Source organism: Chitinophaga sp. (assembly GCF_035761305.1).
Taxonomy (GTDB): Bacteria; Bacteroidota; Bacteroidia; order Chitinophagales; family Chitinophagaceae; genus Chitinophaga.
In genome coordinates this window covers 15,635-28,976 of sequence record NZ_DASTRI010000147.1, presented here as the reverse complement: position 1 = coordinate 28,976, position 13,342 = coordinate 15,635, and the positions used below count along the sequence as shown (strand labels likewise).

The 13,342-nt window shown below is 50.4% G+C and carries 8 protein-coding genes; 4 read left to right on the top strand and 4 right to left on the bottom strand.

Annotation, left to right across the window (positions count from 1 at the left end; genetic code table 11):
- The 3 genes from VFS25_RS12820 to VFS25_RS12810 all read right to left on the bottom strand — a co-directional run.
- Positions 1 to 996: alcohol dehydrogenase catalytic domain-containing protein (locus tag VFS25_RS12820; protein WP_326462546.1), on the bottom strand; the 996-nt coding region annotated here is incomplete at its 3' end.
- 10 nt (positions 997 to 1,006) lie between these two features.
- The gene (locus VFS25_RS12815) at positions 1,007 to 2,242 is read right to left on the bottom strand and encodes an aspartate aminotransferase family protein (RefSeq protein WP_326462545.1); all 1,236 of its coding nucleotides are present in this window, start codon (positions 2,240 to 2,242) and stop codon (positions 1,007 to 1,009) included.
- A 691-nt stretch (positions 2,243 to 2,933) separates the two neighbouring features.
- A complete protein-coding gene (locus VFS25_RS12810; protein ID WP_326462544.1) occupies positions 2,934 to 3,704 on the bottom strand; it encodes a hypothetical protein in 771 nt (256 codons plus the stop codon).
- 343 nt (positions 3,705 to 4,047) lie between these two features.
- Here VFS25_RS12810 and VFS25_RS12805 point away from each other — a divergent pair, with 343 nt between their 5' ends.
- From VFS25_RS12805 to VFS25_RS12790, 4 genes are all read left to right on the top strand, one after another.
- On the top strand, positions 4,048 to 4,854 hold the full coding sequence (locus VFS25_RS12805; protein ID WP_326462543.1) for a hypothetical protein: 807 nt from the start codon (positions 4,048 to 4,050) through the stop codon (positions 4,852 to 4,854).
- 4 nt (positions 4,855 to 4,858) lie between these two features.
- On the top strand, positions 4,859 to 8,188 hold the full coding sequence (locus VFS25_RS12800; protein WP_326462542.1) for a TonB-dependent receptor: 3,330 nt from the start codon (positions 4,859 to 4,861) through the stop codon (positions 8,186 to 8,188).
- Between the two features lie 21 nt (positions 8,189 to 8,209).
- Complete coding sequence (locus VFS25_RS12795) at positions 8,210 to 9,745, top strand: RagB/SusD family nutrient uptake outer membrane protein (protein WP_326462541.1); 1,536 nt, start codon at positions 8,210 to 8,212, stop codon at positions 9,743 to 9,745.
- A 200-nt stretch (positions 9,746 to 9,945) separates the two neighbouring features.
- Positions 9,946 to 12,594 carry a glycoside hydrolase family 2 protein gene (locus VFS25_RS12790; protein ID WP_326462540.1) on the top strand — a complete coding sequence of 883 codons (2,649 nt, stop codon included), beginning with the start codon at positions 9,946 to 9,948 and terminating at the stop codon, positions 12,592 to 12,594.
- A gap of 6 nt (positions 12,595 to 12,600) precedes the next feature.
- Here VFS25_RS12790 and VFS25_RS12785 read toward each other — a convergent pair whose 3' ends face one another.
- Positions 12,601 to 13,281 (bottom strand): winged helix-turn-helix domain-containing protein, encoded by a 681-nt coding sequence (locus VFS25_RS12785; protein ID WP_326462539.1) that lies wholly within the window; start codon positions 13,279 to 13,281, stop codon positions 12,601 to 12,603.
- Positions 13,282 to 13,342: the final 61 nt, after the last annotated feature.

Below are 13,342 nucleotides of genomic sequence, written 5' to 3'. Positions count from 1 at the left end.
GTTTATATTGTTGCTTCGCTGCCGTGCGGCCAGGTCGCAGCCCAGGTCTTTAACAGCAGCGCTAAAGCCATTGAGGTCATACTCTTTTGTGATGATCTTCTGCAGCTCCAGCCGCCCGCTGTTGATTAGCGCTACCGCGTGGCGGAAAGTGTCCTGCGAGTCGATGGAACCGATAATAGATATGCTGCGGTCTGCAATCTCCCGCGGGTTAATGGTTTGCCGGTTATTACGCAGGCCCATCAGCGAAATCTTTCCACCGTCCGCAATGGCCTGTATGGATTTTTCCAGCAGGCTGGCGGTAGTGTCAATAATAAGATCATACTGGTTTTTCTGCGGTACAAAGGCCGGGGAAATATTCCATCCGGCTGACAGCACATTGTTTTCTTCTATCAGCTTTACCCGGTGCGGTGATGCTTCATACACCACGCCTTCCTGTATGCCGTACTGTTTCAGCGCCAGGTAAAACAGCAGTCCTATGGGGCCGCCTCCCAGTACCGCAGTGCGCATAAAAGGCGTAACCGCCAGCTTTTTTACGGCGGTAAGCACACAGCTGAGTGGTTCTGCCATGGCGCCCTGCTCAAAAGGAATATGATCGTGCAGCGGGTAAATAAAACGTTGCGTGGTTTTAAAATAGCGGGTAAAGGTGCCGTCAATGGAAACGCCTGCTTCTGTGCTGGATTTTAGCAGGCAATGATTGCGCAGCCCTTTGCGGCAATTATCGCAGTAGCCGCAATAGTAAGTAGGATCTATGATCACGCGGTCACCAACATTACAGTTGTCTGCGCCGCTGCCCTTGTCTATTACCACGCCGGCAGACTCGTGCCCGATAATTACCTGCGGCCGTGCGGTGTATTCGCCGGAAATAATACTAAGGTCTGTGCCGCAGATACCGGTGGCGCGTACTTCAACAATCACTTCATCCGGCAGCAGGATGGCCGGTTCTTCTTTTTCTTCCAGGGTTATATCCCAGGGGTTGTTATACACGATGGCTTTCATGGATGTTGTTTTAAAGCTGGCTGAATAGTTTGTCAAGTCTTGCACAGATTTCCTGTATATCGTCGAGTGTAGCGGTGAGCGCGGGCCTTACCTTTACTACATTTCCAAAGCCGTAGCGGGAGCTGCGGAGTATAAGGCGGTGATCGTCCAGCGCCAGGTCAATGATACGGTTGGTGAGGGTTACGTCCGGCGCCCCTGCTGCATCCACAATTTCCAGTCCCCACATATACCCGAGGCCCCGCACATCGCCTATGAAATGACCGTACCTTTCTTTCAGCGCCAACAGCAGGCTGCCGAGCACTTTTCCGTTCTCACGTACATTTTCCAGGAAACCTTTCCGCGATACTACTTCCATTGTTTTTTGCGTTGCGGTTAATGAAAGCAGGTTGCCGCCGGAAGTATAGGAGTGCTCAAACTTTTCCAGCACTGCAAGCTCAGACCTGTACAATATAGCGGCTGCCGGTATGCCAATGCCGCCCAGGCCTTTGGCAAGCGTAATAATATCGGGCTGTATGTTAAAGTGACTGCTGGCAAACATATAGCCCGTTCTGCCAATACCGGTTTGCACTTCATCTGCAATGAGCACAATATCCAGCTCATCGCAGAGCTGCCGGATGCGCTCAAAGTAGCCTTCCGGCGGAATAATGTTGCCGCCGTTACCCAGTACAGGTTCCAGGATCATGCACGATACATTGCCGGAGCTGGCATATTGCGCATAATCGTATATGGCTTCTGTACAGAGGTAGCCGCAGGCAGGCGCTCCTTTGGCTGCATAGGGGCAGCGATAGCAATAAGGGGCAGGTACAACACCATTTTGCGTAACCAAGGTATTGGAAAATGATTTCCGGCGGAATGCATTGCCGGAAATGCTGGTAGCAAATAATGTTTGACCATGATGGGAGAGCGAGAGGCTGAGCACTTCGTTTTTACCGTTGTATTTGTTGGCGATCTTTACTGCGCCTTCATTGGCGGTGGAGCCGATAATATCCCGCATCCAGCCATTGGTAATGTGCTCCGGCGCATGCTCCAGTATGCTGTTTAAAACATCCTGGGCCAGCTGCCCGGTAAAAGATGATGAAACGTGGATGAGCGCTTCCACCTGAGCTTTGAGTACATCTACCAGCTCGGGGTAGCTATAGCCCAGTGAGAGGTTGAATGTGCCGGAAACAGCATCGATATACTCTTCCTGTGCCGGCGTGTAAAGGCGAATGCCATTGCCTTTTGTGAATTGGACATTGATAGACATGGAAATGGTTTTGAGGGTATAAAAATTAAGATATGGTATGCTGTTGAGGGAACAGGTTTACCGGTTTGAGTTGTTCAATGCGAAAATTACCTGGGTAATACGGGTTACATAAGAAAAATAAAGTTATGGTTATACAATTTTAATGGACAACGTAGAATAATTAAACGGGTTAAATACAAACACAAAGTAAAATCCAAACGCGATAATTTCTTTTTTTTGTTTTGGAAAAATGCGGTACTATAAATATAAAATAGGAAACCCTGTAACTACAAGTTCCATTATATCCTCTTTTTAAGGGAGAAGAGCAGCAGCAACTTCCCCGCACTTCACTACCACTTTACAGCAAGCACCGGGCAATATAACAGGAGGTATAAACTATTGATAATCATATAGCATGTGGACATAACGTGGACTTGATGCAGGGTTAATGCGGAATTGATGTTGATTTTCAGGCAATTAGCATAACAAAAAAGGGAGGACGTATCGTTACATTGACACATCCTCCCTTATTGCCGTATAAGCTATACCGTTAGTCGCTAAATAATTGGTGTTCCCGCACAGCACATCGCATAAGGCATTTGTAGCAACTATTTTCAGGTTTACTCAGGCCAGCCGCACAGCACACACCAAATCTGCCCTTATACAACTATTAAGCGAGCTGTTATGAACGCTCCATAATCACCTTCCTCCGTTAATTCTTAAAAAAGGCGGCAGCGGTAGTTGTTTGCTCTACCCATATACCTGAGCCGGTTTGTAAAACATATTCACTCATCCCTACTTCCTTTGCATCAGGCGCCCAGTCGTATGTATAGCCCAAACGTGTCCAGGGATAATAATAGTCTGTTGCCGAAGTTAAAGGGCGGTAATAAGAGTAAATAATGTTGTTGTCGAACCACGTAGCATAATTGGCGGAAGCATTGGTTGCCAGCATAGCCCCGGCAGTAGCGGTATTAATAGCGGGGTTACCGGCCGGGCGCACCAGCTGTTCGGGCTTTACCCACATCACTGAAATATGCGTGTTGCTGCGGTCATTGGCCGGGGGCAGGCCTAACAGCTGGCAAATACGCATTATGGTGTCTGAGCTGGCAGTGAAGCCGGGCGCCAGCCGGCGTTTCATTTGCGTTGGAACAAACACCCACGACTCGCCCCAGGTATTGCTGATAGAGTCGCCGGCAGGGTAGCTGCCGGGATAGCGCATGAAGGTGGCCACCTCCACGTACTGCTGTCCGTGTATGGTTTTCCATTGCAGGTTGGAATTGTTTGGCGTAATAGCCCACAGCGTGTCTATCACTTCGGCGCTGTCGGCCACCATAGCATCTGTAACAGCCTGCTCGTACAGCTGCATCATGGTGTATTGCGGCGTAGGCACGTCATCATCATCCTTTTTACAGGCCATAAAAAACAAGTTGATAAAGAGGGTTGCACCGAGCAGGGATCGGGTACGGGGTGTACGGGTTTTCATAGTGGTTATTTTTTGGTTATCTGGTTATTTGAATGCGTCTAAGTACGTAATTTCCAGCGACATGCGCAACTTTTTCCATAAGTATTAAGTCCTATCATTCGTCATTCATAACAATTGAATAATGCGCGCTTAACCATTCGATAATAATGGATAGTTCTCTTTGCAACACTTAAGGTACCGGTCAAATCATACACTTTAATAATTGAGGACAACCATATCTGTAACACCTGTTATGCCACAGGCGGCTACTTAATCATGTGCGTACATCAATGGTAACATAATGAAAACAACAGCAGTTATTGTAATCCTCTGCAGTGGATTACTTTCCTTTTTACGTGTGAATGTGGGGGTGAAGATTCGGCGCTCCTTAACTGTAGACTCCCTGGGAGCCTGCCAGGGCGCCCACTTTGAGCAGGGCAGGCTATACCTGTATGGCGACCGTGAAACCGGTATGATGCGGGAATACATACCTGGTGCCGACACCCTGTTATATACCGGGAATGAATACCGGTTTACGCAGGATGGTAAAGATGTGATTAATCACCCTACGGGCATTGCCCGCCACGGCAACCTGCCTGTTTTTATTGGTAACAGCATCCGGCTGAATAAAGAGGGTACTGCCTGGAAAGCCGTTATCTATTGTATTAACTGGGAAGGATTGCTGCAAACACATACGCTTGACGGCAATGTTAAACGCGTAATTGAAGACGACGCATGTATACAGGGCACCCGCCCGGAGTACGTGCAATACAATGGCCAATGGTATGTAGCCACAGCCGATTACGGTAATCATGGCAATGAAGTGCGGTTGTACTATCCTGACCGGTTGCAAAATGCGTTCAACACCAAAACGCCCGGCGTGCTGTTTAAGAAATTCACCTGCGGCCCCTGGGTACAGAACCTGCACTGGATGCCGGAAAAGAAAATACTGCTGCTTATACAAAACCAGGTAGAAGGCCGCAAATGGCGCTTCACCTTCCTGGACCTGGAAAAGTCCATAGCGGCCGGTGAAGCAGCGGTTGTTAAAACAGTGGATATAGATAAACCGGACGAGCTGGAAGGCTTCAGCCTGTCAGGCAGCCCGCATACCGGCGTTGCCGTTACCTCCTCCAAACAGCACAATGTTCATTTTATAAATGTCAACTGGTAGAGTTATGCAAAGAACGTTATTCGATTTTAAACGCGGATGTAAGTTTGTACTGGCGGCATGCAGCATACTGGCTGTAACACCGGCCAATGCAGCAGTGAAAGGCCGGCCCATAGGGTGGCAACAGCCGGCCGTAGTAACTATATCCGGCACTATTACTGATGAAAAGAACCAGCCCCTGCCAGGGGTAAACGTGGTGGAGAAAGGTACCCATCACGGCACTGTTACAGACGGTAACGGCAAATACACCATCCGTGTAAGCGATGGCGCCACGCTGGTATTTACCTTTACCGGTTATATTCCACAGGAAGTACCTGCAGGCAGTCAGCCGGTGCTGAATATACGGATGCGTGAAGATGTAAAGCAGCTGAACGAAGTAGTGTCTGTAGGCTACCAGAAAATGCGCAAGAGCGATGTTACCGGCGCTATTTCCAGTGTAAAGGCCAGGGAGCTAAACCTTACCACTCCCAGCGTAGGTCAGGCCCTGGTAGGTAAAGTGGCGGGCGTACAGGTATCGCAGGTAAGCGGCGCGCCTTATGTCAGCACCAAAATACGCGTGCGCGGCGTAGGATCTGTTAACGCCAGCTCCGACCCGCTGTATGTAATTGACGGTTACCCGGCCGGCAACGATGTGTATATTAACCCGAACGATATAGCATCCATAGACATCCTGAAAGACGCTGCCTCTGCAGCTATTTACGGTTCCCGCGCAGCCGGCGGCGTGGTGCTCATTACCACCAGGCATGGCAAAGAAGGCAAAGGACAGCTGGAGTATGACTACCAGTTTGGCGTGAACCAGCTAAACAAAAAGGTAAAGCTGCTGAATGCCGGCCAGTATGCGCAGCTGGTGATAGACGGCCGCAATAACACCTACCGCGACCTGGTTGTAAACAGCGGCGGCGCCTGGAACGATGCCATGTTCTCCGATGATAACGCCACCCGTGTGGCCAGGGTAGGCAGTGCCAGCTCCGTAAGCATACCTGCGGATATTTATGATTTTGCTACACAGCAGCTCATACACCCTAAGTATAATACAGACTGGCAGGATGAGCTGTACCGCAATGCGCCTGTGCAACGCCATAACCTGGCTTTCAGCGGTGGTAAGAACGGTGTACGCTATGCGCTGAGCGGCGGCTACCAGGACCAGCAGGGTATTATTGTAAGCACTTACCAGCGCCGGCTGAACCTGCGCGCCAATATAGATGCAGATGTGAATACCAAACTGCGGGTAGGCGCCAATATTTCCTTTACCTCCAACGACAATCGCGAAGTAGAGGAAGGCCGTTTTGACCATGGCCCCATACTGGGCGCCTTAATATATATGCCTTACTTCCGCGCCAGGAACGACGACGGCACGTTAGCCAAGAACGAAGCAGCTTCCCAATCATCGGCCTACGGTTACCAGGTAATTGAAAATCCCGTGGCTATTGCAGAAGAAACCAACATTACCCGCAAAGGCCGCCGGGCAACCTATAATGGATTTGCCGTGTACGAGATTATTCCCGGCCTTTCTTTTAAAGCCAACCTGGGCATGCAAACTTATAATGAAAAGTATGAGTATTACCGCCCCGGCAGCCTGAGTGCGGATGCTAACCCGCCGTACTCTCCGCAGGCCCTGGCAGCTGCGCGTGACACCTCCCGTACACTGGCCACCATGGACCAGCTGGGCGAGTTTACGCTGAACTACAGGAAGCAGCTCGGCAAGCATAATATTGACGTGCTGGCAGGTTATACTGCCCAGCAGTTCACCAGTGATGCAGTGAGCGTGCTGGCCCGCGGTTACCAGAACGACCGCATCCAGGAGATCACCGCCAAAGGGGCCGACCCTACCAACTTTGCGCTGATGCCGGCTACGGGCAAGGTTACGTGGACAATGCTCTCTTACCTGGCGCGCATTGTGTACAATTATGAGGATAAATATTTCCTGACCGGCTCTTTCCGTACAGACGGCTCCTCACGTTTTGGCCCGGCCAACCGCTGGGGTAACTTCCCCTCTGTATCTGCCGGATGGAATATTTCAAAGGAAAAATTCTATACCGATCACCTGGGCACCGCCACTTCGCTGAAGCTGCGCGCCAGCTGGGGCCTAAGCGGCAATAACAATATTGGTAACTACAACTACCAGCAGGTAATGAGCAAGCCTGGCGGCGTGGTATATGGTAACGGCACTATTGCCACCGCCATATGGTCAGGCGATATACGCGACCAGAAGCTGGGATGGGAGTCAACCTCACAGTTCAACTTTGGCGCAGATGTGGGGCTGTTCAACGACCGCGTATTTGTAATTGCCAACTACTACATCAGCCGCTCTTATAACCTGCTGTTTAATCAATCTGTATCGGCAGTATCAGGCGCCTCTACGGTGCTCACCAACCTGCGCAACTCCAAAGTGCAGAACAAGGGCTTTGATATACAGGTAGACAGCAGGATTGTATCTACCAAAGATTTTAATTTCAACTTCAGCGGCAACATATCTGTGAACCGTAACAAGGTACTGGACATGGGCGGCGCCAGCACCATTATTACCGCCGGCGCAGAGCGGTCTTATAAAACGCATATTACAGAAGAAGGACAGCCTATTGGCATGTTTTACGGCTTTAGGGTAAAAGGCATGGTAAGAGAAAGCGACATGGCCAACATTGCGGCAGACGATGCTTTTTATAATGCCGCTACCCAGTCGTTCCCGAAAGGATATGTGCTCAAAGGGCCTGCCCGCTCTACCGCATCCAGCAACGGGCTGAAGCCGGGGGATATTTATTTTGAAGATACCAACGGCGACGGTGTAGTGACGGATGCAGATAAAACCGTGATCGGCTCACCCTATCCCAAATTCATATATGGGTTCGGGTTATCCTTCAGCTATAAGTCTGTAGACCTGAATGCCTCTTTCAACGGCTCTTACGGCAACCAGGTGCTGGACGGGCAGGACTATTACCTGTTTAACATGGAAGGCTCCGGCAACCAGTATGCAAAGGTGGCGCAGCGCTACCGTTCGGAGGCAGAACCGGGCAATGGCAGCGTGTACCGCGCCTCCCGCGGCGGCACGCAAAGCAACAGCACCCGCCTTTCTACCTTTTACCTGCAGGATGGCTCTTTCTTCCGCTGCACCAATATTACACTGGGCTATAACCTGCCGCAGGGATTAATTAAAAACGTGAAAGGCTTAAGCAACATACGCGTATATGCCGCAGTAGATAATGCCTTTACCGTTACAAAATACCTGGGCTATAACCCGGAGGTGGATTATAATACCGGCGCCAATCTTACACCCGGCGTAGATTACGGCATGTACCCGCTGGTACGCGCATACAATTTTGGCGTAAAGGCAACATTCTGATAAGCACCAAAAAACAGCAACATGATTAACAGATATATAAGCATAGGATGTATAGCGGCGCTTTTTTTACTGGGCGCCTGCAGCAAAAGCTTCCTGGAGCAAAGCGATCCCAACGCCATTCCCACGGCGGTGTACTATAAAACAGAAGGGGATATAGCGCTGGCAGTAAACGGCGCATACCAGTCGTTACGCAGCGGTGACTGCATTGGCGAAAACAGCGGCTTGTACACCGACGAGCGCTCCGACGATGCAGGCCGTAACGATAACCAGTCCAACGCCGGCGAGCCTTTTCAGTTCAATGATTTTTCTCTGCTGCCCAGCAACACGTATCTTAAACAACACTGGCTGGCATTGTACCAGACTATTACCCGCTGTAACCAGGTGTTGTCCAATATAGACAATGTTACCTTCGGCAACCCGGACACCAAAGCCTCCTATGCTGCCGAAGTGAAGTTCATACGCGCGCTCATTTACTTTCACCTGGTACGCCTTTGGGGCGATGTGCCGCTGGTAACCAAACAGCTTACTACCCTGGAAGAAGTAAATGCCAGCACTTTCCGGGAGAAAAAGGAGAAGGTGTATGAGCAGATAGTGGCCGATTTAAAAGATGTGGCAGGCAGCCCTTTGCCCAACCAGCAAACCGGCGATAACAAAGGCAAAGTGTCCAAAGCCGCTGCCAATGCATTATTAGGCCAGGTGTACCTGACTATGGCCACTATGCCGGATGCCGGCAACCGTACGGAAAACCTGAGCAATGCCAACACCTGCCTTACAGCTGCCTGGAACATGCGCACCTTTAGCCAGTTAAAGGACATTCCCTACACCGATGTATTTGATGTAAATAAAAAGACCACCTGCCCTGAGCTTATATTCCAGATTGTGAACAAGCAGGGGGACATTAGCTACTCATCGTCCATTGCTGCCAATAACCAGGCAAAGGGAGAAAACATTAATTCCAGGAAGAAAACATCCGGCGTGGGCGGAAATGTAACAATGGACCTGGTGAAGGAGTATGAAGAAGGCGATCCCCGTAAGGAATTCTCTATTAAGTTTGCAAACGATCCAACAGTAAAGGACTGGTTCATTACCAAGTACCGCGATACCAGCGCATTGGCCGGCGATAACGGTTACGGTGGTAATGACTGGATATTGATCCGGTATGCGGATGTGGCGCTGATGCTGGCAGAGGTGAATATGTACCTGGGCAACGATGCTGCGGCCGTTTCCTACCTGGATATGGTGCGTGAGCGCGTTGGCATGCCACTGTACAATGCTGTAAAGGATGACCCTGCGTACAACAGCAAATTTCCTACGCTAAAGCTGGCCATATTGCATGAAAGGCGCGTGGAGCTTGCCTTTGAGCACCACCGTTGGTTTGACCTGCTGCGCTTTTTTACCATAGACGAGCTGGTGGCCTACATGCATGCTAAAAACCAGGCCGACTTTGGCAAGGCCAAACTCTCTAACTTTGGATTAAAAGACCTGTACTATCCCATTCCGTTCGACGAGTATAAGCTGAATCCTGAAAAAATGTACCAGAACCCTTATTATCAATAAAAACCGGTTACAGGCTGACAGAAAGAATGTAAAATTTTAAATACTAAATGTAAAAGTTGTATGCAGTGAACACCAGGAGCATTAATGTACCTGATAACACAGTACCTGACTTTTACATTTTACATTTTAGATTTATGATTTTACATTCTTTTTAGTCCCCCTTCCCTTTTTCCCATTTTATTTTAATCTTTATGCCTATTATGAAGAAGAACAGGGGACAATTTAGCATTATCTGTGCGCTGTTTTTTTGTTACAGCAGCTTGCAGGCACAGGACCGGTATGAGCTTAATTCCGGCTGGCAATGTGCAAACATTGCCAAAGTAACTGACAAAGGAGAAACGCTTTCCGATCCTGCCCATACCTTAACCGGCTGGATGCCGGCCACTGTACCCGGTACCGTACTCACTACCCTGCTGAACAACAAGCAGGTGCCTGATCCCTTTTACGGGATGAATAATGAAAAGATACCGGACATCTACCATACCGGTAATGCGCATTACACCTATTGGTTTGTGAAGGATTTTGAAGAAGCGCAGCCTGCAGCAGACGGCCAGGTATGGCTGCATTTCCGTGGCGTGAACTATGGCAGCGATGTGTACCTGAACGGCCATAAGCTGAATGACGCCACGCACTACGGTATGTTCCTGCGGCAGACCTATAATATTACCGGCCTGCTGGCTAAAGACGGCCATAACCGCCTGGCTGTGATCATTTATCCTGCGCCTTTCCCCGGCAATCCCAACGGCGGCCAGGGCGGCGATGGCACCATTGCCAAAGGCGTAGCACACCAGTATACTGCCGGCTGGGATTGGATACAACCGATCCGCGACCGTAACACCGGTATTTGGGATAAGGTAACCATTGAAAAAACCGGCGCAGTGAATGTAAAGAACCCGCATGTGGTTACCCTGGTGCATGGTGTGCGCAAGCCGCACGGCGCGCAGGCGCCGGCTATTATACAGGTAGGCGCGGAACTGGAAAATGCTTCCGGCGAGCCGGTGAGCGGCACCCTGAAATATACGCTGGACGGGCGCAATACCGTTTCCAAAAAAGTAACGCTGGAACCGCATTCCACTACCCCTGTACAGCTGCCGGACTACACACTGCAAAAGCCCCGCCTGTGGTGGCCTAACGGCTATGGCCCGCAAAACCTGTATAACCTGCAGGTGCAGTTTGTAACCGCTGCCAATAAAATAAGCGATAAGGAAAATGTGGAAGTAGGCGTGCGTGAAATACAAACTTCATGGAACAAGGTTACCGGCAGCCGGCAAATAGCAGTGAACGGGCAAAAGATATTTATTAAAGGCGGTAACTGGATCATTTCCGACGCTATGCTCCGCTTTTCCAAAGCCCGCTATGATGCAGAAGTGCGTTACCACCGGGATATGAACCTGAACCTCATCCGCATATGGGGCGGCGCATTAACCGAACGCCCTGAGTTTTATGAAGCATGCGACAAATACGGCATGCTGGTGTTCCAGGATTTCTGGTTTTCCGGCGACTGTAACGGCCGTTGGGTAGACCCGATGAAGAAAGAAGACCAGGCCACCCGCCGCAAATACCCGGATGATCATGGCCTGGCCATACGTTCCATAGCAGACCAGGTAAAGATGATCCGCAACTTCCCTTCGCTGGCCATTTACTGTGGCGGTAATGAAATAACGCCGCCCGAAGACATCCTGAAAGCCATGAAGGACTCTATTTTCCCTTTGCTGGATGATACCCGCTATTTCTTTGACTACTCCAACTCAGACAGCATGTCGCACAACACACTGGGCGGCAATGGCGATGGGCCTTACGGCATACAGCCGCTAAGCACTTTCTGGTCGCACAGAACCTTTCCGTTCAACTCTGAAATTGGTTCTGTTGGTGTAGGCGATTATGCTTCCCTGGAAAGATTTATTCCGAAGGAAAACCTGGTGCCGCCTGTGTATAACGGCAAAGGAAAACCCATGACAGAAGACTCTGTATGGCACTATCATAAATACATTGGTTACGACCAGTACATTGATCCTTACGGCAAGGCAAAAGACGCGAAGGATTTTGCCAATAAAGCGCAGCTGGTGAACTACGACCAGTACCGCGGCCTCATGGAAGGCTTTAGCGCCCACATGTGGGAATGGTATACCGGTGTAATTATATGGAAAACACAAAACCCGTGGACCGCACTACGGGGACAGATGTACGACTATTACCTGGATCCCAACGCCTGCCTGTACGGCCTGCATAACGGCAGCGAGCCCCTGCACGCCATGTACAATCCCGTTGACGGTATTGTAATGATAGCCAACAACACCTTTAAAGCCTACTATAACCTGCAGCTGGAGGTAAAAACCATTGATATGAACGGTAAGGCAGATATGCTGCGTGAAATACCGGTAGAGATCAGGGAAACCACTACCCGTAAATTTGCGGCGCTGAAAGATGATATAGATGCGAAACGTAAGCTGAAAGGAGTTTTCCTGCACCTGCGGCTGCTGGATGGCCGCAGGAAAGTGGTAAGCGAAAACCTTTACTGGCTGCCGGATGCCAGCGGCAATTACTCCGGACTGCAGCAAATGGCGGCCGCCAATGTGCAGGTAACAGCCAAACGTGCTGCCAAAGACAGCATTACCGTAACCATCAGCAACCCGGCTAATGGCCCCGTGGCTTTCTTTAACCGCGTGGCGGTAGTAAATGCAAAAACAAAGGAGCGCATTTTACCCGCGTTCTACAGCGATAACTATGTGTCTGTACTGCCGGGCGAAAAGAAAACCGTAACCATCAGCTACCCTGCCGCCAACAGTAATGTAGCGTTACAGCTGTACGGCTGGAATGTGAAAGAGCAGTACGTGAACGTAGGAATGTAAAATATTTTACACCTGCACCCCCAGCAGTTCATACAGCCGCTGTTGCCCCGTTGCCGTTATTACCACGGCTCTTGAGTGTTGGGTGCTCCGTACCCAGTCGGCCTCCAGCATTTTATTCAGCAAGGCGGCGCCGAGTGTACCGGCCAGGTGGTAGCGCCGCTCGCTCCAGTCAAGGCAGGGACGGGCCAGTACGCGGCGTTTCTTTTGTAATGCCGCAATATCTATGTGCAGCCCGGCAAACCACTGCTGTCCTGCGGGCGGTACGGTAAAAGCATTATCCTGCTCGTGCAGGTAGCCTTTTTGCAGCAGGTTGTCTGTGATCATTACACCGGCTTTCCCCGCCAGGTGGTCGTAACAGGTGCGGCAGTGCTTAATAGGCAATGCCTTTTCCGGCAACGGCTTTTCAGGCGCCTGCGGCGGCACCAGGTTGGCCAGCGCCTCAATGGCATAGGCTACCTCATCGCGCGCAAAGCTGTAGTAGCGGTGCCGGCCCTGGGCATTCACTTTCAGCAGGCTGGCCTGCACCAGCCTGGCCAGGTGCATGCTGGCATTCTGGGGGGAAGTATCTGCAAAAAGCGACAGCTCGGTAGCGGTATAAGCCCGCCCGTCCAGCAGGGCCCATAACATACGCGCCCGTACCGGCTCCCCTATAAGCGCGGCCATATTTTCAAGATCAGTTGTTTCCATAACAGCCATATTTCATTCTGTACTTAAATATGCTTATAAATGTAACGGATTTTTACGGTGG

Coding starts and splice junctions, on each gene's coding strand:
- VFS25_RS12800 (WP_326462542.1), top strand. CDS start 4,859: ATGCAAAGAACGTTATTCGATTTTAAACGCGGATGTAAGTTTGTACTG.
- VFS25_RS12790 (WP_326462540.1), top strand. CDS start 9,946: ATGAAGAAGAACAGGGGACAATTTAGCATTATCTGTGCGCTGTTTTTT.
- VFS25_RS12810 (WP_326462544.1), bottom strand. CDS start 3,704: ATGAAAACCCGTACACCCCGTACCCGATCCCTGCTCGGTGCAACCCTC.
- VFS25_RS12795 (WP_326462541.1), top strand. CDS start 8,210: ATGATTAACAGATATATAAGCATAGGATGTATAGCGGCGCTTTTTTTA.
- VFS25_RS12815 (WP_326462545.1), bottom strand. CDS start 2,242: ATGTCTATCAATGTCCAATTCACAAAAGGCAATGGCATTCGCCTTTAC.
- VFS25_RS12785 (WP_326462539.1), bottom strand. CDS start 13,281: ATGGAAACAACTGATCTTGAAAATATGGCCGCGCTTATAGGGGAGCCG.